Origin of the sequence: Sutcliffiella cohnii (genome assembly GCF_002250055.1) — a bacterium.
In the GTDB taxonomy this organism is placed as follows: domain Bacteria; phylum Bacillota; class Bacilli; order Bacillales; family Bacillaceae_I; genus Sutcliffiella; species Sutcliffiella cohnii.
In genome coordinates this window covers 1,930,329-1,955,099 of record NZ_CP018866.1, presented here as the reverse complement: position 1 = coordinate 1,955,099, position 24,771 = coordinate 1,930,329, and the positions used below count along the sequence as shown (strand labels likewise).

Genomic DNA, 24,771 nt, shown 5'->3' with positions numbered 1-24,771 from the left:
ACTGTATATTGTATTGTAAGTGTTTGCATAAATCAACCAAAAACATTCATTTTCCATCAACTTCTTTCAAAATCAATCACAAACCATCAATCAGTAAAACAAAAAAACACCACTAATGGTGTTTTTTGTTAGTATTCATCTTTTATGAAGGACTTCGAAATTCTGGAAAATCAAAGATCCATTTCATCCAAAATGACTGAACTCTTGAAAGTTGTCGTTGATACGTATTATATTGTCGTTCATAGTCTTGCCGTAATTTAGATGGAACTTCTCCTTGTGCTTCTCTCTTATCATATTGCTCTTCTAATTGTTGGAGTTTAACAATTTGCAGTTGTATATTTTGATAAGTCATAACCGCCAAAAAACTATATAAAAATACAATTAAAACAAGCGTCAATCCTAAATATTTCATTAAAGTTGTTTTCATAATATCCCCTACCCCTTCAACTTATACTATGTAAAAAGGTAAGGAAGGGCACGGCGCTTAATAATTTTTTGTATGTTCAAAGTAGTACTGTTACACGCTCTCTACTACATACTCTAAAAACGTTTACATTGAAATCAGAGTAAACTATTAGTAATATAGAATCATGTTAAAAACGGAGGTACACCTTATGACTACAGTATTAGATATTATTATTGTGGCGGCATTCGCCTTTATCTTTTTCGGTGCATATCGCTTTATAAAAAACAAACTAACTAAATAATTAGCGCATGAGAAAACGGCTACCTAGAAATGAGATAGCCGTTTTTCTTCATATTTTTTTGTCATTCTAAAAGGTAAATATAAGAGGAGAAAAATGATAAAAACTACTAATTCAAGGAAAATAATGTAGATAGGATAAGGTCCTAACATATCTAAAAGAGTTGGATTAGCAGGCTTTCCCATTAAAAACATATAATTCCCACCAGTAACAATGTTAATGACATAAACAATGAGCGCAATACATTGCAAACTTATAAATGCTTTCCACAAGGAAGAAAAAGAAATCCTGTATTTTTCTACCCAAATCATATATAAAATGGCCAGTATAATCATACTATGTGCAAGGAAGAATTGGATAAAACGGAAATGCGGGAATCCGTAAAACAGTTCCGGTGTCAGCAACGCTTGTATAGCACCACCAATGCCTAAAAAATAAACGACTTCAAGAATAATTTTTTGTTTCGTCAGCATCATCCAACAACATAAATAAAGACTGATAGAGCATAGCTGTAATGGTAACGTATCTTTAACATTCCATACATTCATAGATAAATACCAAACGTTCAAAGATAGTTCACTAATAATTAGCAGAAATAAAATGAACCATCTGACATATCGTGTGATAAAAGGACTGTTTCTAAAAAGATATAAGGCTACTACAGCAAGCAATATAATTATAAGAACGAAAATATGTGTGGTAGAGAATATAAGTGATCCCTTTAATACATTGTACGGGTCTAAAAATGTTTCTAACATTTTTTTCTATCCCTTCTCTTTAACTTTTACTTTTACTCTAAAAAGCGCGCTCGTTCTTCTGGCGTAGGTAACATACAAGCAGCTTTCTTTCCGAACCATTTATAACGATTTTTTGCAAACTTATCATAAATCCAATCACGAATAGCTCGTGGAATAATGATAAAGACATAAGCTAACTTCCACGGAAACGTTAAATGCTTACAAATTTTTAAGGCAGCATCAGATTTTGTAAAAATGCCTTTTTCTGTTACTAAAACTACACTATCCGTTAAAATTGAATGTTGTTCTATCAATTGTTGACCAGTTTTTCCTTGTAACGATGCAAATAAAAAAAGTTCCTTAGCATCACGTTTCATAATAAATTGCACGGATGATTCACAAAAGTTACAAACACCATCAAAAAGTATGATTGGTCGCATATTACTCCCCCCACTTTTACTACCTAATTCTTTATTCCTATTATAAGAGAACAATTATAAGAAATATATGACTATTTATTAAAAATACTTGAATCAAAAAGCTGTTTTCGTATATGATAAAGTATATATTTAAGAAAAAAAGAAGCAAAGTGCGCCAACACTTTGCCTCCTGACTTGGATAATGTCCGCGGAAAGCGCGGCTACTGTGGAGCACAAGTAAATAATCCACCCGGCTACCTTAACAGCAATTAAGTCACGGGTGGATTATTTTTTTGTGATTTCCTTTATTAACACTATGACAATATTTAAGAACGCCAAAATAAACATTCCGGTCAACAATGCCACTTGGATCTCACTCATCGGCACCACCTCCATTCCCACAGAGGCTTTAGCCGCTCCACCCGTCTATTATACAAGTCTTACCTATTATAACATGTCCACCTTTTCAGGAACATGTGTTTGTAGACCTATTTTGTATTAAATTCCTAACAATTAATTATATACGATAATTGTTCACAATTAATTTCCTAATATAGTTGTGACGTACCATATACATATGTATACTGTTATTTGTATACTTTTTTACTAAGCTCAAATGAACTTAAAATTTTCTACGTAAGCGAGGAACGTCATGTACTACAAAACGATTAAACACCCGTCTTCGAAAGAATGGATTGTTCTATTTCACGGCTTCGGTGGAAACGGTACCATTTTCTATAAACAGTTAAAAGCATATCGCTCCAATTATAATTTACTGTTATTAGATCTTCCTGGTCATGGGAAATCACCATTACCTCAAGGTGTAGATTTAATGGAATATTCTGCTCAAAAAACAATCACTATATTAGAAGAGTTAAAGATTTGTTCCGCTCATTTTATTGGACTATCTTTAGGAACGATTGTTATGCAAGAAGTAGCATTATTGAACCCAAAAAAAATCAAATCAATGATATTAGGTGGGGCTACTCCTAAATTAAAAAAATGGGGAGAGCTGTTATGTCGAACATCTATGCTTTATCCAGTTCGAACACTATTACCTCATATGGTTCCGTATAAAATATTTGCAAGAGTATTGTTACCGAAAAGTAATCATGCAGATTCCCGTAAAGCGTTTATTCAAGAAGCGTACAAGCTTTCAAAAGAAACATATATAAAATGGATCATTGATGGGGTTTATAAAAAAACTGCATTTTATAAGTTAAATCAACATGAAAACAACATCCCAAAACTGTATATTTCAGGTTCAGAAGACCATATGTTCCTTCAAAATACAATAGATTACGCTACAAAAGAATCGAATGCACGGATGGAAATTATTCCGAATTGTGGTCATGTGTGTAATATTGAAGAAAGTAGTAAATTTAATGATCTATCACTTTCATTTATGGAAGAGGTAAATGAGCAAAAACATTCTCGTCAAGTTGTTTAATGATAAAAAGCTGCCCACTCCCTCACAGGAAATGGACAGCTTTTTTTATCATTTTTTCGAACGGTTTACTGTTTTATGGACTTTTTTCCATTTATCCTTTTCGACACTTTGGGCACGTTTATCATTCTTTCTTTCTAAATAAGCAAGCTCTCTTTGTAGCTTTACGTAACTTTGAAACCTGGAGAGGTCCAACTTTCCTTCTTGAATCGCTTCTCTCACAGCACAATTCGGCTCTCCATTATGCGTACAGTCTCTAAATTTACAAGCTTCTGCTAACTCCTCTATATCTTGAAAACTACTTTGTAATCCACTTTCTACTTCCCATAATTGGAGCTCTCTCATTCCAGGAGTGTCTAGAACAAGTCCACCATCGGTAAGCACGTGTAATTCTCTATAAGTAGTTGTATGTCTACCTTTATCATCATCTTCTCGAATCCCTTTAATGACCATTTTTTCTTCATCTAGTAAATAATTCGTAAGCGTTGACTTTCCTGCCCCGGAAGAGCCAAGCAATGCGACCGTTTTTCCTCGTTGGAAATAATGTTGAAGTACTTCTAAACCTATTCTTTCTTTTACACTAACAACATGTATTGGTACACCAAATGCTACCGTTTCAATTTCCGCAACTGCATTTCCTATATCATTACAGAGATCGGCTTTCGTTAATATGACGACTGGGTTTGAACCACTTTCCCAAGCTGAAATTAAATAGCGTTCTAACCGCCTCACATTTAAGTCATGATTTAACGATTGAACAAGGAAAACAGTATCAACATTAGCTGCTACAATCTGTTCTTCGGTAGTGGTGCCTGCATTTTTTCGAGAAAACTTACTATATCTAGGTAACACCGCATTTATTATTGCTTTTCCTTCCCCTACGCGTTCTGTCAGTACGACCCAATCTCCAACTGTAGGGAATTCTTCCCTAGACTCCACTTCAAATCGATATTTACCTGAGATCTCTGAAAGAAGTTCACCTTTTTCTGTCATCACTCTGTATAACCGTTTATGTTCTAACATGACGCGTCCTACTAAACTATTTTCATTATCTGTTCTTATTAAGTGTTGCTGTAAAAAATCATTCCATCCTAAATCGATTTTGTTCAATGTTAATTCCTCCAATAAGTTGGTTTTTTCAATAAAAAAAGACCGCAAACAGTTGTTCACGGTCTTTCTGTTCCAAAAATAAAATCCATGAGCAACACACAGCCCATGAACTACATACCAACTTATTTATAGAAATAAACAAATTATAAATAATAGCGACAGGGCTGTGTTACATTATGAAATTGAGCTGTACTCGTTACAATTAACATTTTCATAAAACATCCCTCGCTTTCCTTTTTATGACTATACGGTTATTTTATGTTATTTGATTATAAATGTAAAGAGTTTTTCGTTAATTCTCATCCAAATCATTTGCTTGCTTTAAACGTAATTTATATATGTAGAAGATTGGGATAAATCCACAAACGGATATAATTGCACCAACAACTAGTCCATTTCCCCAATTGAAATTTGGAGTGATGGATGTGAAATAAGCTATTCCGAAAGAAATAAGCAACAAAACAATTAGAGAAATATAGAAAGACTTTTTCGGATTTTTTATACTAGTTTCATGCTCTACACTTACACTCATTGTTAAATAAGCATAAACGATAGTAGTAATCATAAAAACTGCCCATAATGGATTTTGGCGCATTCCGTCAAGACCGCCAACAATTAACTCATAACATAAGATCGCTAGTATCCCCACAGTTTGAACGATATAAGCTATTTTTATATGCTGTAAGTTTCTTAATACAAGTCTTTCATCTGTTATCTTTTTCATAAAATGCCTCCTGATCCACCCAGAAAATTTCGTCGAGCTTTGCATTGACCGCATAACAAATTTGTAAGCAAAGCTTTAGAGAAGGGTTGTATTTTCCTTTTTCTATTAAACTAACCGTTTGTCTTGTTATACCAATACAGTCTGCTAATTGTTGTTGCGTTAAACCTGCTTTTACTCTTGCAACCTTTACATTATTTCTCATACTCAAACCTCCAACATAATAGTAACATATATATTACATAATGCAATATATATGTTGCGAGTTATTTAAAAAAGGACTGCATTTCCATTTTAAAATGCAGTCCCAAAATGTTATCGTGGTTTTCCAGTTATAATTAGTTGAAGTTTTTCACTCCATTCAGATAAACCTACTTCGTTTTCAGCTTGTGCATATAAGAAATGGTTACCGTTTCCATACTGATCTGTATAACTAAATGTACCATCTTCTAATACTTCCACTGACTCTAGTAATGTTCGTTTCTTTCCTTTCTCTTCATAAATGTGAACGATAGAACCAACTTCTCCTTTACCTGTTATCGTAACCGTTGATTCATTAGTTTGAATTCTTGATTCATCCCACGTTGGTGCTGCTGGAATTGTCGGAGTAGGTTGCTCCTCTTCTATTTCAGCATCCCTTGCAAATTGTAATGACTGTATAAATAATTGTTTTCCTTTTTCTGTCCACCCATAATCAGGTCCGATAATATTCGTAACGGCGAAAGAAGATAAATACAGGTGCATATGGTTCGTTCCTTTAAACTCATATGCTACAGAAGCGCCTTTATCGTCACCATCTACATTTATATTACTTATCACTTTACCAGGAAGATCCTGATACGTTGCATACGGACTTTGATTCGCATGTATTTCTATATAGCCATCGTCATCCGTTAACCCTTCAAATATTGGATGCTGTTCATTAAGTTTTAACAAAACTGCTCCTTCGTTATAGCCATGCTTGTCGAGTATTGGCGTTGAAAAAGCTTTTTCTAGTAGTGAGATAGAGCCTTCCCCAGCCCAAGAACCTACAAAAACTATACTTACTTCATGGACTGCCGCTGCATCAATTAACCGCTCCAATTCTTCTTTCGTCCCTTTATTAGAATTCACAATAACCAACTCATAGTTTCCAAGATTATCACTAACATTCCAATCTTGACCTTCAGCGTATACTTCTTCGCTATTTAAGAAGTTTACAAGATTGTTATTCCAATCACCAATAACCGCTACTTCAATGGCATTCATCGCAAGAGTGATAGTAATGTCTTCCTCTTCTACGACAACTACCGTAGAAACAGAAATATAACCATCCATATGAGCCGTTATTTCATATTCACCTTCTAAAAGATCCGCAAATTCAAAATATCCATCTTCATTTGTCGTTAATTCCTCTAAAAGTATCGAACTAGAAACTTCTGTTAATGTTACTTTTGCTTCCGTAATACTCTCTTCAGTACGGTTGTTTATAACTGTCCCAGTAATCGTCATACCATCTAGTTTAGTTAATGTAAAATTAGCTTCTACTGATTCTCCTAAGTTTTCGACAACAACTGTTTCTGTTTTCTCTTCATAACCTCTTGCTAGCGCTTTTACTTCATACGTACCGGAGCCTACTCCTAGTCGATACTGTCCTTGCGCGTTTGTTTTTGTTTCATAGCCAAGCGCTTCAATAACAATTGTTGCATTAGAGATTGGTTCACCATCTTCTGTAGTTACAGTACCAACTATTTCTCCTAAACTAGCAGAAATGGCCCAATCGATTGCATTCGTATAAAGTTGTTTTCCTTCTTCTGTCCATCGCGTTTCCGGTTGTCCGTAAGAGCCAACTCTCATTCCAGACAGTAAAATATGGACAGAGTTTGCACTTGCGAATTCAAATCCAATTCCTTCTCCTAATACCCCGCGTTCATCATGTGAGATGGAACCAATTGTTGTACCACTATAGCCAGAATAAACTGCATATTGTTGGCTACTAGTACCATTATTTAAAATTTGAATTTCATCTTCTGTAAAGCCAGCAAAGATTGGATGTTCATGTAACACTTTCACGTTCACATGACTAGGTACGAAAGCCCAACTTACGTTTGCTGGGTTCCCAACAGCATCGGACAAATCACGAATTGTACCTCCACTAAATTGAGAACTAAATATAATACTTACATCATTTTCTGATGTTGCTTGTAAAAACTCATTAAACTGAGCTTGACTCATATTAGAATGTTTGTCGTTGAATATAATGACTGCATATTCACTTAAATTGTCCATTAATGGTGATAAATTACTATTTACAATAACTTCCGAATCGTAGCCTCTATCTGAAAGAAATTGTTGTATCCGATCCCCATATGTGGATGTGGCGACAATTGCAACCTTTTCAGAAGTTTGAAGTAAAAACGGAACGACTATGCTTTCGTTTTCTTCTACTACAACATTCGCTTGTACGACAGACGTATGTCCAGGAGCTGATGCACGAACAGAATAAGTGCCAACAGGGACATCGACTTCATATTCTCCGTTTTCATCTGTCATTGTTGTAATCGGAGTACCCATAATAGTTATGGTTGCACCTTCAATTGGAGTTTCATCTTGTCCATGTAAGACAGTTCCTTTCACTAGTCCAGCACGGTCTGTCGATAACTGGAATGTCCTATTTATCGTTTCTCCATTTTCTAATTCTACTTCAAATTGATCTGTTACATGGCCGAACGCTTCTACCTTTAACGTATATTGTCCAGATGGTAGCCCTAAATAAAAGTTGCCTTCTACATCTGTTTCTACTATTTTACCTGTCTCTAGTACGGTAATAGTCGCTTTGACATTCCGTTCTTGTTGATTTTTCACGCTACCATATAATTCTCCGACTAGCGCTTCTTCATTTTCTAACGCCCAATTAATAGCATTTAGGAAGATCGTTTCACGATTCTCATCAAAGTGTTGGCGATTACCTGGATGGAAATTGGAGCTAAAAGTGAAATTCGCAAGTAAAATTTCAACAGATTCACTTGTTCGACCTTTATAAGCAATAGCACTACCTACTCTTCCATCTGTATCGTGGATCACATCAGCTATTACCGTCCCGTCATATCCATCAAACGCATAATAATAATTCGATCCAGCTAACATTGAAAACTCCGTCGGTACACCTTCTAATATTGGATGATTCTCCAATACCGCCCCTTTCATTCCTGCCTTACTTCCTCTAATCTCAACTGGAGGATTGTTCTCATATTCGTATAAATAACGAATTGCTCCTCTCCCACCATGTTGTCCTGTCCAAATGACTGACGTATTCGTTTCATTTAAAGCTAGTTGGAAGGCTGAAAATTCATCTTTAGTTGGAATTAAGCTATTATTATAATCAGAGTTCGCTATAACTAAATCTATCTCTTGTAATAGTTCTAAATCCGTATAGAACATGTTTACTACGTTATAACCTTTTCCTTCTAAATAATCTTCCATCGATACAGCACTAGAAGCTGTAGCGTCTACAATTACCCCAATTGTTGGAGAAGGTTTTAATTCAATCGATAAATTTAATTGTTCGGACTCTTCGATTGTAACTTCCATTTCTTTATGAACATAGCCGTCCTTAACCATTTTCAATATATAATCTCCAGGCTCTAATCTAGAAATAGAAAAGTTCCCTTGACTGTTCGTTACACTCTCTCTTGGTATTCCTACGATATTTACTTCTACGCCTTCTAGTGCTGATCCGTCTTTTTCATCCTCTATCGTACCAACGATGGAACCAACATTTTCAGAAACAACCATTTCAATTTCCAGTGGTTCAAAGTTATTATCTAGACGGATTTGTTCTATCTTTCTATCATATCCAAAAGAGGTAATTGTAACGTCATAATCACCATCTTTTATAGCGATAGAAAATTCTCCTGTTGAAGGGTCTGTAGCGGTATCAAATGGTACTCCGTCCACTTCTACACTCGCATAAAGGGGATTAGCTTCTTCATCTGTAATTACACCAGAAATCACATTAAACTGTGTATAAGCAGCCCATACAACTGCATTCGTTAGCAGTCGAAGCCCTTCTTCCGTATAGTGTTCAAAATGATGGTACAAACCAAATCCGTGACCACTCATAAGTAGTTCTACACTATTATCCGTTCTAGGCTTATATGCAACTCCTAAACCATGTGAATCTGCATTTCCTTCATGTGTAATCTCCGCTATCGGATAACCACTATAATCATCAAAGTAACTAATTCGGCTACCACTTGGCAACAATAACTCTACTTGTTCCCCGACTTCTATTCCTTTAAATATAGGATGTTCTTCTAAAAGAACATAATTTGCCGCTTTTGTCGTATCTGCTACATTTCTTCTAACTTGTGGATCCTCTCTGTAATTGACTAAATGATTTATACCCGAACCTGAAGAATATACGTCACCAAGTATAACACTCGTTTTCGCTTCGTCTGCTTTCTCCATCATATTTTCAAATATTGATTTGTTAAAACTACTACCCGAAATGTCATTAATAAAAATAACATCGTAATTACCGACTTCTTCGGCTACATTTTGAACGGATAATGGTGTGACAGGAATTCCTGCTTGACTCATTGTATATTGGAAATTTCGATTTTGACTGAAATAGTCCCCTAATACCGCTACTTTTGGCGTTGGATATAGACCTATTTCCAATTCATCTTGTACTCTACCTACTTCGATATTTTCTGAGTGAAAAATGTATCCTTCCTTTTCAATTCTGAGTTTATATTGTCCATACTGTAGACTCGTAAACTCAAATCTTCCGTTAGAAGTTGTTTCCTGCTCAACAATAATTTCTTCATTTTGAATTAACTTTACTTCCGCATTTGCTATTCCTAGTTGTGTAATACTATCGGTTACATTACCAGATAACCGATCTCCATTTGAGTGGTGTAATACAATCGTAAGCTCAACCGGTTCACCATTTATTATTGTTACTTGTTCTCGTTGCGTTGCAAATCCTGGAGATCTTATTTCTAACACAAAGGTTCCTACGTCATGATAAAATTGAAATTCACCTTCTACATCTGACTTTTCTTGTTGGTTTGTTTCCACTATTATAACTTCCGCTTCTACTGGGTTACCTTCAAAATCTACAATCGAACCACTAACTTCACCAAAGGTAGCTTCTTGTAAATAACGGACACCGTTAAAAAGAATCGATTGCATGTCAGCTAACCAGCCTTGGAGGGGCGATACCCACGGTGAAGCGGCATGACTTCCTAATAATAAATGAGCACTGTTTTCTGAAACTGCCTTATAAGCTACCCCAGTACCTACCATTCCTTGTGTTGTACTTCCAATGGAAGCGAGATGTCGACCTGAATAACGGTTAAACCATGCAAAGTCACCTGTTCTCGTATAAAGTGTAACTCGCTCTCCTTTATTCATGCCTTCTAGAATTGGATGCTCTTCATCAGCTTGCAACCTAACTTGCCCAGACCCATAATAATGCGCAATTTCTTTTGGATCTTGTGTGTATTCAGTTAATTGACGAATAGAACCATAATTAGATCCCCACGCGTCCGCAAAAATTAAGCTAACATCATGCTCTTTTGCTACATCAATTAATTGATTAAATAACGTTTCATCAGGTTTCCAACCACCAGAACCGTAGGCGCCATTTAAATAAACAACATCATAACGGTAAATATCATTAATAATATCCCACTCGCGTTCTTCTGCTAGGAATCCATTCATATTTAATAATGCAGTTACTTCACCTTGAAAGTCATTCAACACAGCAATGTCAAAAGGTGAAAGTTCCACTGTCATCACTGCTAATTCATTAGGAGCAACAGTTACTGGTAGTAGCACTTTCTCGTAACCGTTTAATAAAAATTCAACATTATATGTTCCTTCAAAAATTTCTTCCACATGGAGCTCACCTTGTTCATTAGAGACTCCTTGTAAACCTGTATCTTGAATGACAATATCAACATTAGGTAAACGATTACCTGTTCGTTTATCTTGTACAGAAATTTGCAATGCTCCTATTTCTGCATCCTCTAATTCATAATTCAGCGTTTCTTTGTAACCAGAAACGATCATCACTTCATCTTCTATTTGTTTCTTCCCATACGATGAAACCTTTAATGTGTATGTTCCTGGTTCATGCTGTAACGAAAATGCACCTTCATTAGATGATTGTGTTCGGTAATTTGTTTCCGCAATTGCAATAATCGCTTCTGTACCATTTCCGTCCGAATCCGTGATAGTACCTTCTATCGTCCCGTTAGAAACATAACTATCTATCCCACTACGATGTGGTACGATTACATTTCCAGGTACAATAGGTATGCCAGAAGTACTATAATCTTGTAGCGACATTTCTTTAAGAATAGAACCGCTATATACGTCTAGCGCGTAAAGCGTACCGCTAGTCCCTGCAAAAAATAGGATTCCATTTGCACTTACAGATCCGTTGTGTACACCGAAACCTACGAATCGATTACTCCAAAGTTCGGTACCATTTTCACGATGGAAAGCCCGTACAATAGGTTGAGTCGAGGAATTAACGATTACAAATTCTTCATATACGATCGGAGAACCTGCTTGAGTATCTCCTATGCCGCCAACTTGCCATACATGTTCCCCATTCACTGCGTTTAACGCGTGCAATGTACCACTACCATTGCTAAAGTTCGCACTTGTCACGTAAAGCGTCCCTTCCTGATATACCGGACGAGAAGCAAACCCTTCGTTCGATAGTGTAATAGACCATGCTTCAGATCCATCTTCCACACGTAAAGCACGTAACGTCCGGTTGTCATACGTACCTATAAAAATTAGCCCTTCACCTAATGTTCCACCAAAATAGGAGGCTCCACCAAGTTCTTTTCTCCAAAGGGTTTCACCATTGTCAGCATTTAGTGCGTAAAAAGATGGATTATCATTTAAACCAGACCCAATGTATAAAACTCCATCCTTATAAATGGCAGATTCATATACAGCCGGTTGTCCAATAGACTTACTCCATATCGTTCTACCAGTTTTTAAGTCTAATGAATACATCGTTCCATCTTGTCCACCTGATACAAATACTTTCCCGTCCGCAATAGTCGGGGTAGAGCGATTTGTAGCACCGAGTCGAACACTCCAAATTTCTTCACCAGTCGACCGATTTAACGCTGTAATCCATCCACGATCCGTAGTAAATACAACCGTATTTTCTGTTACCGCAGGAGTAGAAAACAAAATTTGACCTTTTGAGCTTGTTGAATATGTCCACTGTTTTTGCATTCCGTCAATATCAATCGCATTTGGTGATACCGCATTTCTTTCATAACTATAATTCGCTGTTGACCAATTGCTATTGGATGATAGGTTATGCTCGTCTACGTACAAATCAAGTTCTACATTGTTAGTTATCTCAACTTGTTCCGTATGTCCTTTAATTCCTTCCCCTGTAATAATTAATTCGTAGTTACCTATCGGAATATTTGAAACAGAAAAAGCTCCACTTTCATTCGTTCGTACTGCCGCTAAAGGCGTCCCTTTCATTCGAATATATGCAAATCGTACCGGTTCATTTGACGTAGTCTCTCTTACAGTACCTGTAACCGTATATCTCTCCGAAGGTTGTAACACCCATTGCACTTCTGTTGTTTCCCCTTTTTTCACTGTCACTTCTGTCTGTAACAAGTCATAACCAAAGGCAGAAACTAGTACTCTATGTGTTCCTTCTCTTACAGAAAATTGAAAAGTTCCGTCGTTAGATGTCACTTCCATATTTTGTGTTGGAATACTAATTTTAATTGGTACCTCAATAGATTCTTCAGATTGAATTGTCCCACTAATATTCCCTGCAAATGCTGCTTCCGTTACAGCTTGGTAAACATTAATAATCCCATGTCCGTAAACATCATTAGGAGTATTCCCCATGAAAGACTCGACTCTAGCTGTTCTTTTTAATATATCCTTAACTTCCTCAATCGTTAATTGTGGGTTTGCTTGGTAAATTAATGCTATCGCACCAGAAACATGTGGTGCAGCCATCGATGTACCACTAATAGTATGGTATTCTCCAGCTCCTCTTACAGAAGGCCAAGCTGAATAAATTTGATGACCAGGAGCAGACACATCTGGCTTAATGATTCGTTGTTGATTTCCGTCTTCATCTGTCCAATAAACAGGACCGCGGCTACTAAATGAAGCAATTTGATCATTTACATCCGTTGCCCCTATTGCAAAGCTTTCTGGAAAACTACCTGGTGACCCGACCGTTTGGGAACCAGGTCCTTCATTACCTGCTGAAAAGAGTGGAAAAATACCAGCTGCAACCCACGCTTGAACATCTTCATAAAATTCAGTATTATACGCATTTGCATTGCCCCAAGAATTGTTAACAACATGCGGAGCCTTTGATGGGTCTCCACCCGGAGCCATAAACCACTCAAAAGCTTGGTGTATTGCAGATAACGTCGTAGAACCACCATCATTGAAAATTTTAGCAGCTATCCATTCAGCTTCAGGAGCAACCCCTATTGGCTCTCCTTCGCCACCACCTACAGCTGTTCCAGCAACGTGAGTCCCGTGCCCGTGACCATCCGCTGGTGTGGCATAATTGTTACCTGAGAGATCTATCCAAGAATATTGATGATTTCCATCTCTACCACGATAATTATGTCTCAGTGCTTCATGGTTTCCATCCACACCAGTATCCATTATCCCTACGACTATTCCTTCACCTTTTAAGCCATAATCCCCCCATACTTTTGGAGCGAAGATTTTCTCTAACCCCCATTCTGGTAAGCGCGGCTTCGACTGTTCAACCGTAATCTCAGGCAATGGAACTTCTTTATCCAACGTAATTCTTTCTATTTCTTTATGATTCTTTAACTCTTCTAAACCATCTTTCGAAACCGTTAAAGTTATTCCATTAATAATCCAAAGTGTATCTTTCTTTTTTGCTTTTCCTTTTATCTCTAATGATACAATAGCCTTCTCTATTCCTTGTTGAGAGGTTTTTGCATTTTGTTGGAGAGAGGTTACTACTTCTTTTGCTTTAGTAGATTTTCCTTTCCCTTTTGTATCGGCATATATTTTATTATAATCTGCTTGTCCTTTAAGCCGAACTATTACATCTACTTCCTTTTCCTCTTCTAACGCCTCATAAACTGCTTGTTCGATTTTGTCTTGTGTATCTACTTCTACATTTATTTCAGGTACGTCCCAACCTATAGCAGAAAGTAAATGTTCAAACTCCCCTTCCTCCAGTGCAGTAGAAGCCACTTCTTGTTCATAAAATTCAGCCTCTCTCTCTTTCTCAAATTGTTCATCTTTCACTTGCAAATCAATTACTTTATTTTCATTTTCGTTTGCAAAGGCAACATGAGGTAAAAAACTACTAACCAATAAAAGCATAATAAAGAACTTGGTAAGCATTTTACTTAATCTCTTCCTTTTGTACACTCTATCCACCTCCATTTATTCATTCGATTATCTAAATACTGTTTAAATATCCGTTATCCCTTTAATTTTTACAATATTATAAATATTTAGATTAAATTGCTTCCTTTATCCTAAGACTAATGTCGAACTTGCCGTACAAAAGACTCAAAACATTTTGTAGAATTTTGACTACAGATTTTAAATATAGAAAATCATTCACCATTTTATTAATATTTCAAAAAGAGGAATGTCATATAGTAATAGAGAAGTAGTAATTATTAAAAGGAGGGTTAGCTAAAATGAAAGTATTAGTTATAGGTGGTACTCGTTTTTTAGGACGTTTTATTGTGGAGGAAGCGTTAAAACAAGGTCATGAAGTTACATTGTTTAACCGCGGAAACAATCAAGAACTATTTCCGCAACTTGAAACAATTATAGGGGACCGTACAGAGGATCTTTCTTTATTAGATACCGGTAAATGGGATGCTGCCATTGATACTTGTGGCTTTACCCCTAGAGCTGTAGACGAAATGACTAAGATGTTAGCAGATAAAATTGATCATTATACATACATATCTAGTATTTCAGTATATAAAGATTGGGCAGTTAATAATATTGATGAATCATACGATGTACAAACCCTTTCTGATGATCAGGTGAATGAAATTGGCTATGGTACTTCAGAACAAATTAATGAACATTATGGAGCGTTAAAAGCACGATGCGAACAAACTGCAGAACAAAATTTACCTAACAAAACTTTTTCTATTCGTGCTGGCTTATTAGTTGGACCTCACGACTATACGGACCGATTTACTTATTGGGTTGAAAGAATTCAAAAAGGCGGAAAAGTATTCGTTCCTGGTAGAAAAGACCGGCCATTACAATGGATTGATGCCCGTGATTTAGCTAGTTGGATTGTGAAAAAAGTCGATGAGAAAGTTACTGGCGTTTATAACGTAACTGGACCTGCTGAAATGTTAACGATGGAAAACTTTCTAAAAGCATGCATTGAAGTTACGAATAGTTCTTCCCAACTTATATGGGCGGATGAGCAATTTGTTACACAAAAGGAAATTGCGCCATGGTCTCAATTACCTTTATGGATTCCAGAAACTACACCTCTCCCTGGACAAAAAGAACCTTGGATTGGTACGTTCACAATAAATATTAATAAAGCTTTACATTTAGGGCTAACATTTCGACCAATTGAGGAAACAGTCCACGATACACTTCAGTGGGATTTAACTCGTGGAAGCCGAAAAAAAACTGCTGGTTTAACGTTACAATTAGAGAAAGAACTTTTAGAAGAATATTTAAACGAATAGTGTAATACAACTTATAAGATAAAAATAGGCTCTACATATTTAATAAGACAAGTATCGAACGAAGGTCATACACCGTCTAACTTATTGTAAAGAAAAATATTAAGTTGAGGTGTATTTTTTATGAAGAAAAATAAATTATTATTAGTTTGCATTATGACATTAGCAATAAGTAGCAGTATTGGGTTTTCTACAAAATCCGAAGTAAATGCTTCCTCCTATCCACAATTAACTGAAGAAGCCATTGTTATTAAGAAAGGAGATACGTTATATAGTTTGTCAAAAAAATATAACGTTTCTATTAAAGAATTAATGAATCGAAACAATTTGTCTACAGATAAAATTATTGCAGGCAAAAACTTGATCATTCCTGCAAAAATTCAAAACGTTATTACCATTAACCGTGGAGATACACTATACTCTATCGCAAAGAAACATAAAACAACAGTAGAAGAACTTAAAAAGTGGAATAAACTTTCAACTGATACAATTTACGAAGGGCAAAGTCTAATTGTAGCCTTACAAGAATTGAACGTTACTATAAAAAAAGGTGATACATTATACGCGCTTTCAAAAAAATATGGAGTTACAGTTGATGAGTTGAAAGTTTGGAATAACCTAAAAAATAACACGATATTCGTTGGTGAAACGTTAATCGTTAAACAAATACCATCCGTTTATATTCTTATCCAAAAAGGCGATACTTTGTACTCTATAGCTCGTAAGTATCAAACGACTGTCAGTGATTTAAAAGACTTAAACAACCTTTCCTCTAATACGATTGTTGTAGGGAAAAAGCTGCGCGTGAAATAAGGTCAAACGTAACGATACGCCTTTTACACTACAATAAAAACTATAATAAAAAGAGTAGCGAAATATCATTCACTACTCTTTTCAACATTCCAGCACTTTATTTTATAAATGGTAACTGTATTATGGAAGTGGTTCCATTCGGACCTGTATTAAACGTTAACTTTCCGTTATGCTGTTTTAATATTTCTAAACAAACCATCATCCCTAAACCGGTACCACTTTCTTTCGTCGTAACAAACGGTTTTCCGATATTATTTAAAACTTCTGGAGGTATCCCTGTCCCTTCATCAGCAATAATTATATTCCACATATTTTCAACTAGAGTAATTTCTACTTCAATCCTCCCACCGTTTTTCATTGATTCTATTGCGTTTTTAATTAAATTTATTAGTACTTGTTTAATTTTATTTGCATCACAATAATACGGGATATTTTCTATGTATGGATCAAATTCAATAGCAATGTTATGTATACTAGCTTGCGTTTTTGTTAATATAACAACGTGATAAATAAGGTCGATTAAATTAGCTTCACGGAATATATCCGTTTCAGGTTTAGCTAAAGAAAGTAATTCTGTTAAAATGCCTTCAATTCTCGAGATTTCTCCATTAATGACATCAAAATATTCAGGTGTATCAAACTTACTTTTATCTATAAGTTGAATAAATCCTTTAATTGCAGTCATTGGGTTGCGTATTTCATGTGCAATTCCTGCAGCAAATTGACTGGCTGTTGAATTTTTAGCCGCTTGGATCATTAATTGGTTCGCTAATCTTCTTTGTGTCGCATCTTTTAATATAACTTGCGCTGCAATATCATTTCTATAAAAAGTAGGATGTGATGTAACATCCACATATAATTTAGAGCCATCAAGCTTCCAATATTGTTCTTCCATTGTGTCAACCGGTTCACCAGCTAGCACTTGTTTATATCGGTCTTTCGCTCTATCTATGTACTTGGGATGAAGTAGTTTAAAAATATGTTGGCCTAGAAGCTCCTCTTTCTTAGCAGCTCCGAACATTTTAACTGCTACTTCATTTACAAAAACGATTGTTTCATGTTGAACGATTAATACACCATCAGGTGAATGGTTTAGGGTATGTATATACAAATCATTATCGTCAAAAAAGGTAGTCCCTTTACTATTTCGAAATCCCTTTATTATTTTTGCAAAACCATAAATTCCTACAATGACACCATTTTTATATTTTGGCACATTTACAACAGATATACCAATACTCGTCCCATCTTTACGTTTAATGATACATCGATAGGAAACTACCTTTCCTTTTTTGCTCTGTTCAAAATTATGTATTACTTGCATTAAATCATCAGGTATCACTATGTCTAAAAAGCTAATTTCCTTTACTTCGTGTTCGGGATACCCGAATACTTTAATAAAGTGCTGATTGCACGAAATATACTTCCCATTTACATCCATTATATAAAAGACTTGATGGTCCTTTAATTGCTTCAAACGTTTCAATGTTTCTCTCTTTTGTATTTTATAAACTTTCTGAAGCAATTCTTTCCCCTCCTCGATAATTATCCCTAAAAAACTACTTACCCGTAACAATTTATGTATAAACATTTATTTTTAAAGATTTTTACATTTACTAAATATTTGTTATTTTAAAATCATTCAAATAAATTGTATATGTTAAACAACCCTTTTTCAAATTCCTTTATAACTATTTATCTGTTTTTTGACATAATTTAAGTAAATTCGACATAGATATAGCGAGTTTTAATATTAATTCCATTTAAAACGTCAAAATTTTTACTATTTTTATTAATGCGCGCTATTTTTGTCGGAAGATAATGTTATAAACGCATTTGCTTTTTCATATAAAAACTGTTATGCTTTATATGAATTATTTTTGTTCGGTATGTAAGGAAGAATCTTTTTCGCCTTGATATTTAATGAGCAAGAATAGTATTACAATGTGTGTTAATTTTCACACGAAATTTAGGAGGTAACATTATGTTACAAGGTACAGTAAAATGGTTTAACTCAGAAAAAGGGTTCGGTTTCATCGAGCGTGAAGGTGGAGACGACGTATTCGTTCATTTCTCAGCTATTCAAGGCGAGGGATTCAAGTCTTTAGAAGAAGGTCAAAAAGTTACATTTGAAATCGTTCAAGGTAACCGTGGAGATCAAGCTGCTAACGTAACTAAAGCATAATTTTGCTTTTAAACCACCAAGTTTTTGGTGGTTTTTTTATTTATTCATAATAAAATTTACCTTTTGTGGTATACTATACAATAGAAAGAAAACGCTAACATAAAACAACGGAGGTTTTCTGTTGAATGGATTATCTTTTTACAGCTGTATCTCTTCTTGGTCTAGTATTAATCGTTTTTTCGGTAAGTTATTTTTTAACTTATAAAAGAGAAAACATTCATTTCATCGGGATTGTCATTTCAATGGCGGCAGTTGGGGTAATTTATAGTATACTTATTTCTATTACAGATATACTACCTACAATTATTACGATAGCAACGTTAACATCTTTATTAGGACATTGGTCAGCTAAATCTCTTCACATTTCAAGACGCTTGGCTGAAAGAATAGAAAAACAACTGGAATAAGGCTGCACAATAGCAGCCTTATTTTTTTATGCTTTTTAACGACAAGGATTAATTATAGTTTTCCTTTATTTTTGTAATTAAATTGTAGCTTTCTTTTCTTCTTCTTTTTCTATTTTCAGCGCGGAACGGTGCTTGTTCAAAAAGGAATTTTTCCAATTCTGTTTCTGGAATTACTTTCGGTACTGTTGTAGGCTTACCATCGTCCCCTATTGCCACAAAAGTTAAAAATGAAGTCGCACAAAGCAATTGTTCACCTGTATACAAATCTTCTGCAATTATTTTAACAAACACTTCCATTGAGGTATTTTTCGTCCACGTTACGAATGACTCTAAATACACTTCACTATCAACTTTAATTGGCTTTAAAAAGTCAATGGAATCTGTAGATGCAGTCACAACACTTTTTCTTGCATGCTTTCTAGCTGATAAAGCAGCAACATCATCTATGTATGCCATTAACTTTCCACCGAACAACGTACCGTGATTGTTCGTATCAGGAGGTAATACGTGACTAGATTTATAAACCCTTGATGCACTTATCTTTTTTGCTTCCATGTTTCACACTCCGTAAATTTTGTATTAACGATCATTTATCACTTAATTTGTATTCGCCAATAATAAGCTATTGCCATTACTTATATCGGCTCCTTTCTATACTAGCATAATAAAATAGCAGTAGTTATTTTAAACTACCGCTATAACTAAATTATCCGTTCTTAATCGAAAAGGTTTCTTTAACATAAAGAAATGGTTTTCTAATCAATCGAACAATTATCGCATTTCCAGTTAGTACTGTAACAAGAATGCTTATTATAAATAACAGAAAATAATCGGGAATTGACTGTACACTTTGACCAAGCGATGTTTCAAAAAACCATTTTATAATAAAACCATGCAATATATAAACATAAAAAGATCTACTACCGATACCAGTAAAGACGTTTTGTGATGCTGGAATAAATGTAAAAAATGCAATCGTTACAAAGAAGCTAATCGTATACATTACAAACCGCAAATACATATCGTGCATTGATTCGTATACATTTGTTCCATACAATATAGCAGATCCGCTTCCGATATCTGTTGTACTTATAAAAATCCCTATTAATAGAATACCCATAAACCCTGCTGAAAAAAGTTGATATTTACCCTGGTTTTTACGAATAATAGAAAATAAATCGGTTTTAGATAAATAATATCCTATTAAGAAAAAAGGAAAAAAGTAAAATGTTCGATCTAAGCTTAAAAATCGTTCAGGGACTTGAATAAAACCAACTGACAAGCCAATCAAAAACACGATAGGAAGCGTGATACTCCATCTATACTTTGCAAAGATTGGTAGTAATAATTTCCACGCTATCATACTTAATAAAAACCACATTGCCCATCTAGGTGTAAAATATTGCAAATCAAAGTTCGTATTCGGATACAAACCGTTATAGTATAGTGTATAAATCGTTTGCAATATCACATATGGTATCGCTAAACGTGTAACTATTTTGACATAGTACCCTTTTTTATCATAATTACTACTAAAATAGCCTGCGAGTAATATAAACGCTGGCATATGAAAAGTATATATAAATTGGTACAGGGTTAATAACCATTGTTCATCATGACGATAAGGTGAAATTACATGACCCGCTACAACTAAAAAAATGAGTATAAATTTCGCATTATCAAAATAATAATCCCTCTTCATTTTATCTCTCCTACCTTTCATGGATTGATATATATCCATTCGTAAAGAAAAAATAAACGTTGAGGGTATAAACAGTGGTTATATTTGGAATATAGATTACCTTCATCAAAATTAATTATAAATACTAGAAAGAATTTATCGAAGGCTCCCCTTTTAAAACTGATGATAAAGCTTCGATAGCTTCCCTTTCATCTCCGCCTTCAGCAACTAGTGTAATAATGTTTCCGCATTCTAATTGAAGTGCTCGCATAGAAGAAGAATCTTTTCCATCCACAATTTTAGAATGTTTTATAACTTTAATAGCGGATTCAAATTCATTAGCCTTTTGTATAAAGCTATTTACAGTTTCATTTTTAAGTTCTAATTTTAATTGTCTTCTAATCATTATTTATGTCCTCCCATAGCTAATAATTTTGTATATCGTATGTTATTAAGGAGAGGAAAGTGATATACCAAGCAATTAGTACCATTATTTTAGAATAGTTAATAGATGAAATAACACCTATCCCCTTTTTTGTATGAATTTTACGATTAGACTTCATACTAAACATAAAGATTAGAGAGGAAAGGGTGAAAAAATGAACTACTTAAAATTACTTTCTAGCATCTTTTTTATCGGAGTATTCATTTTAACTGGTTGTGGAGTTGATAATAACGAAGCAATTGTAGAGGATACGAGACGTACAGGACACGAAGATGGAAATTTTCCGAATAGAACAGAAGGCTTAATGCTTCGTTCATACGGACATGCGCGGATCGATGTGGAAGATAACGTTGCGCCTAAAGGATATTACACAAAAGAGGAAGCGCGTGATCATGTAAAACAACACTTAAACATCCAGTCAACTTCCGACGCAAATGTTGCGTTTGAAGGGTATGCTGGTGGCCTCTATATTTTTCGTGTTTTTGATACCATCCGTTTGAATACAAATACAGAAGAAATAACTCGCGGCTGGTACAGCGTAGACCCACACACCGGAGACGTCATGCACTACAAATACGACACTGAGTAAATAGAAAAGCGGAGGGCGTTTGGGTAGCGGCGTACAAACTGGAGCTTTCCTGGCGGAGATAAAGGAAACACAGCGAACGTCAGTGAGCTGATGTTGACTTATCGTACAGAAGGAAAGTGAAGTTTGATAGCCGCTAACGCCCGGAGCTAGACAAAGAAAAGCGGAGGCGCTTCGAACAGGCCCGTACAAACTGGACTGTTACGGTTGAGATAAAGGAAACACTACGAACTGCGTTAAGTCGATGATGACTTATCGTACGGACGGAACGGGAAGTTTGATAGGGCCTAAGCGCCGGAGCTATTTATAATGAAAATTTTATTAATTACAAGGAACTTTATATAGGTAAGGAACAAAAAAAAGTCATAAAAGTTAGTTTCTACTGACTTTTATGACTTCCCCGTTTTTAATTTACTCCTCATAAATCATCTTTTTCGTCATTCCACCGTCTACTACAATATTTGTGCCAGTAATAAAGTCGTTTTCTTTTTTTGTTAAGAAAAAACAAGCTTGTACTATGTCTGATGGCCTTCCTACTCGACGCGAGAAATGTTGATGATGATCTTCGTCTCGGAGGTTACTGTAATCTCCCGTTTCAATCCAGCCAGGAGAAACAGCATTTACACGAATATGCTTAGGTGCTAACGATGCAGCAAATGCGTGTGTTAAGGAAAGAATGCCACCTTTCGTTGCCGCGTATGCTTCTGAATTAGGTTCGGACATTATTGCTCTCGTAGATGAAATATTTACAACCGCCCCTCCTTCACTCATATATGGAGCAGCTTCCTTTGTACATAAAAAAGTACTAGTTAAATTTGTACTAATTACATCATTCCACTCTTCCAACGTTAGTTGCAACGGAGAAATAAACAACCCTTTACCCGCATTATTTATTAAAATATGTATTATTCCACATTTGTACTTAACCGTATTTATCAATTGGATTATATCAGCTTCCTTTGTTACGTCTGTTTTTATAAATTCTGCTCTTCCACCATTTTTAGTTATTTCTTCCTCAACTACCTGTCCACTTTTCAAATCTTTGTCCGCAATAAATACCATTGCTTCCTCTTTTGCATAACCTTCAACGATAGATTTACCAATTCCATTCGCTCCACCTGTTACGATAACAACCTTGTCTTTGAAACTCATTTTCAACACCTTCTTTAAATGTTATAAATTATTGCTAAATTTCGCCTGATCTTTTTATTTGGCGTAATCATTCGTTTTTATTGAACTGAATGTCCTTACATTCTTATATATTACATTATAAATAAAAAGCTCCCAAATTAAATTTTGAGAGCTCACACATATTAATTTTCTGTCCATATATGGAGAAGGTCATTCTTCTCTCCTTTCGCCCAAACATCAATACGCTTCCCCTCTGAGAAAGTTGCGGAAGGTTCCGAAGTTATTGTTCCACTAACTGATTGCCATTCACTCCAATTATGACCGTTCCTTATTAAATAGGTAAGTGTAGAATCTACTCCTCTAGCAAAAACTGTAATACGATTCTTTTTACTAATAATAGCAGATGGACTTGACGTTAAACGACCTCCAACACTTTCCCAATCACTCCACTTCTCTCCGTCCCAATTTTTATAAATAAGGTCTTGATTTCCGCCTCGTGCAAACAAGTGCAACTTCTTCTCTCCATCTACTAGAGCTGAAGGAGCGCTCGTTAAATTTCCACCTAAAGGCTGCCAATCGCCCCATTTCTCTCCATTCCAATTTTTTCGATATAAACTACGGTCGGTCCCCCTTACAAATACATCTATCTTATTTGAACCTCCTGAACAAACTGCTGGGGAAGAGGTTAACACACCTCCAAGTGTTTCCCAGTCCGACCAACTTTCACCATTCCAATAAATGTGTAACAATTCTTTGTTTTCTCCTCTAGCAAAAACATGCAAATAATTATCTCCTAAAGAAACTGCAGCAGGGGAAGAAGTTAATGTTCCTCCTAACGACTTCCACTCACCCCATTCTTTATTCTCATCTCTACTCACGTGTAACAACTCACGTCTAATCCCTCTCGCAAACAGATCTACTTTATTCTGTTCATTTACTGTTACTGTTGGTCCTGACGTAATTTGTCCCCCATAACTTTCCCAACCACTCCATTCTTTTTCAGGTGAATATTGAACATTCTCTAAAGTAATAAATATTATATTCTTCAAAAATTTCTCGATAGCTACTTCCGTCAATCGATACGTAACAAGAAGCTGTAAAATCCAAGTATGTGTAGTTGAAAAACGTTTCCATAATTGATTTGTCTGTTGTGATATAGACCCAGAAACAGTAGTAGCGTTATTTACTACAAAAAGCACTACTTGCTGAATGATAATGTTCGCTGTTCTACGATCCATATTATACTCATCTAACTTCTGATAGCTTGCCTCTAACTCACTTTGTATAACACTCCATACTTTTTGAAATAATTGATCCGTTTGTCGTTGCCTATGAGCATACTTAAAATGATAAGGCTGGTAGTAATAAGGATAGAATGAACGATACGGACTAACATAATATGAGTACGGATAATAATACATTACGTTAACCCCCTATAGTCATAAAATATAAACATTAAGCATAACTTCAATATACTTCTCCAATATAAATGTATGAAACGAACTGGCGTATTCATGACAACAATAATATGTATCGTTTCTAACTTATTTATTTGGGCGTTTATTTGCTCGTCATCAAGGGTATTTAAATGATAAATAATTAGACTTTAAAGACTAGAATAATAAAGTTTTCTGATATATCTAAATTTTCCTATAAAA

General features: G+C 35.3%; 19 protein-coding genes. 6 read left to right on the top strand and 13 right to left on the bottom strand.

What is annotated here, in order from left to right; all coding sequences use genetic code 11:
• Positions 1-142: 142 nt before the first annotated feature.
• The 3 genes from BC6307_RS09615 to BC6307_RS09605 form a co-directional block, all read right to left on the bottom strand.
• The gene (locus BC6307_RS09615; protein ID WP_066415826.1) at positions 143-427 is read right to left on the bottom strand and encodes a hypothetical protein; all 285 of its coding nucleotides are present in this window, start codon (positions 425-427) and stop codon (positions 143-145) included.
• Positions 428-730: 303 nt separating this feature from the next.
• A complete protein-coding gene (locus BC6307_RS09610; RefSeq protein WP_066415828.1) occupies positions 731-1,462 on the bottom strand; it encodes a YwaF family protein in 732 nt (243 codons plus the stop codon).
• 32 nt (positions 1,463-1,494) lie between these two features.
• Positions 1,495-1,881, bottom strand: coding sequence for a thiol-disulfide oxidoreductase DCC family protein (locus tag BC6307_RS09605; RefSeq protein ID WP_066415831.1), 387 nt, complete (start codon positions 1,879-1,881; stop codon positions 1,495-1,497).
• Positions 1,882-2,512: 631 nt separating this feature from the next.
• On the opposite strand from BC6307_RS09605, the gene BC6307_RS09600 reads away from it, so the two are divergent.
• A complete protein-coding gene (locus BC6307_RS09600; protein WP_066415832.1) occupies positions 2,513-3,310 on the top strand; it encodes an alpha/beta fold hydrolase in 798 nt (265 codons plus the stop codon).
• Positions 3,311-3,358: 48 nt separating this feature from the next.
• On the opposite strand, the gene rsgA is transcribed toward BC6307_RS09600, so the two are convergent.
• The 4 genes from rsgA to BC6307_RS09580 form a co-directional block, all read right to left on the bottom strand.
• The gene (gene rsgA, locus BC6307_RS09595; RefSeq protein WP_066415833.1) at positions 3,359-4,417 is read right to left on the bottom strand and encodes a ribosome small subunit-dependent GTPase A; all 1,059 of its coding nucleotides are present in this window, start codon (positions 4,415-4,417) and stop codon (positions 3,359-3,361) included.
• Positions 4,418-4,709: 292 nt separating this feature from the next.
• Complete coding sequence (locus tag BC6307_RS09590; protein WP_066415834.1) at positions 4,710-5,141, bottom strand: hypothetical protein; 432 nt, start codon at positions 5,139-5,141, stop codon at positions 4,710-4,712.
• Positions 5,122-5,343, bottom strand: coding sequence for a helix-turn-helix transcriptional regulator (locus BC6307_RS09585; RefSeq protein WP_066415835.1), 222 nt, complete (start codon positions 5,341-5,343; stop codon positions 5,122-5,124). The genes BC6307_RS09590 and BC6307_RS09585 overlap by 20 nt, the downstream gene beginning before the upstream one ends.
• A 110-nt stretch (positions 5,344-5,453) precedes the next feature.
• The gene (locus BC6307_RS09580) at positions 5,454-14,561 is read right to left on the bottom strand and encodes a carboxypeptidase regulatory-like domain-containing protein (RefSeq protein ID WP_066415838.1); all 9,108 of its coding nucleotides are present in this window, start codon (positions 14,559-14,561) and stop codon (positions 5,454-5,456) included.
• Positions 14,562-14,839: 278 nt separating this feature from the next.
• Here BC6307_RS09580 and BC6307_RS09575 point away from each other — a divergent pair, with 278 nt between their 5' ends.
• Both BC6307_RS09575 and BC6307_RS09570 read left to right on the top strand, forming a co-directional pair.
• Entirely contained in the window at positions 14,840-15,868 is a 1,029-nt protein-coding gene (locus tag BC6307_RS09575; RefSeq protein ID WP_066415840.1) for an NAD-dependent epimerase/dehydratase family protein, read from the top strand.
• A gap of 120 nt (positions 15,869-15,988) precedes the next feature.
• Positions 15,989-16,678, top strand: a complete 690-nt coding sequence (locus tag BC6307_RS09570) for a LysM peptidoglycan-binding domain-containing protein (protein ID WP_066415843.1) — start codon at positions 15,989-15,991, stop codon at positions 16,676-16,678.
• A gap of 97 nt (positions 16,679-16,775) precedes the next feature.
• Here BC6307_RS09570 and BC6307_RS09565 read toward each other — a convergent pair whose 3' ends face one another.
• The gene (locus BC6307_RS09565) at positions 16,776-18,203 is read right to left on the bottom strand and encodes a PAS domain-containing sensor histidine kinase (protein WP_066415845.1); all 1,428 of its coding nucleotides are present in this window, start codon (positions 18,201-18,203) and stop codon (positions 16,776-16,778) included.
• Between the two features lie 459 nt (positions 18,204-18,662).
• On the opposite strand from BC6307_RS09565, the gene BC6307_RS09560 reads away from it, so the two are divergent.
• Together BC6307_RS09560 and BC6307_RS09555 are read left to right on the top strand one after the other, a co-directional pair.
• Positions 18,663-18,863 carry a cold-shock protein gene (locus BC6307_RS09560; protein WP_066415852.1) on the top strand — a complete coding sequence of 67 codons (201 nt, stop codon included), beginning with the start codon at positions 18,663-18,665 and terminating at the stop codon, positions 18,861-18,863.
• 125 nt (positions 18,864-18,988) lie between these two features.
• Complete coding sequence (locus BC6307_RS09555; RefSeq protein ID WP_066415854.1) at positions 18,989-19,270, top strand: hypothetical protein; 282 nt, start codon at positions 18,989-18,991, stop codon at positions 19,268-19,270.
• Between the two features lie 48 nt (positions 19,271-19,318).
• Here BC6307_RS09555 and BC6307_RS09550 read toward each other — a convergent pair whose 3' ends face one another.
• The 3 genes from BC6307_RS09550 to BC6307_RS09540 all read right to left on the bottom strand — a co-directional run bounded on the left by BC6307_RS09550 (position 19,319) and on the right by BC6307_RS09540 (position 21,357).
• Entirely contained in the window at positions 19,319-19,825 is a 507-nt protein-coding gene (locus BC6307_RS09550) for an acyl-CoA thioesterase (RefSeq protein WP_066415856.1), read from the bottom strand.
• A gap of 151 nt (positions 19,826-19,976) precedes the next feature.
• Complete coding sequence (locus BC6307_RS09545) at positions 19,977-20,972, bottom strand: acyltransferase family protein (protein WP_066415858.1); 996 nt, start codon at positions 20,970-20,972, stop codon at positions 19,977-19,979.
• A 124-nt stretch (positions 20,973-21,096) separates the two neighbouring features.
• Positions 21,097-21,357, bottom strand: a complete 261-nt coding sequence (locus BC6307_RS09540) for an HPr family phosphocarrier protein (RefSeq protein ID WP_066415860.1) — start codon at positions 21,355-21,357, stop codon at positions 21,097-21,099.
• Positions 21,358-21,550: 193 nt separating this feature from the next.
• On the opposite strand from BC6307_RS09540, the gene BC6307_RS09535 reads away from it, so the two are divergent.
• The gene (locus BC6307_RS09535; protein ID WP_066415865.1) at positions 21,551-21,985 is read left to right on the top strand and encodes a hypothetical protein; all 435 of its coding nucleotides are present in this window, start codon (positions 21,551-21,553) and stop codon (positions 21,983-21,985) included.
• Positions 21,986-22,393: 408 nt separating this feature from the next.
• On the opposite strand, the gene BC6307_RS09530 is transcribed toward BC6307_RS09535, so the two are convergent.
• Entirely contained in the window at positions 22,394-23,134 is a 741-nt protein-coding gene (locus tag BC6307_RS09530) for an SDR family oxidoreductase (RefSeq protein ID WP_066412704.1), read from the bottom strand.
• Positions 23,135-23,295: 161 nt separating this feature from the next.
• Positions 23,296-24,534 carry a PLL family lectin gene (locus tag BC6307_RS09525; RefSeq protein WP_066412702.1) on the bottom strand — a complete coding sequence of 413 codons (1,239 nt, stop codon included), beginning with the start codon at positions 24,532-24,534 and terminating at the stop codon, positions 23,296-23,298.
• Between the last annotated feature and the right edge of the window lie 237 nt (positions 24,535-24,771).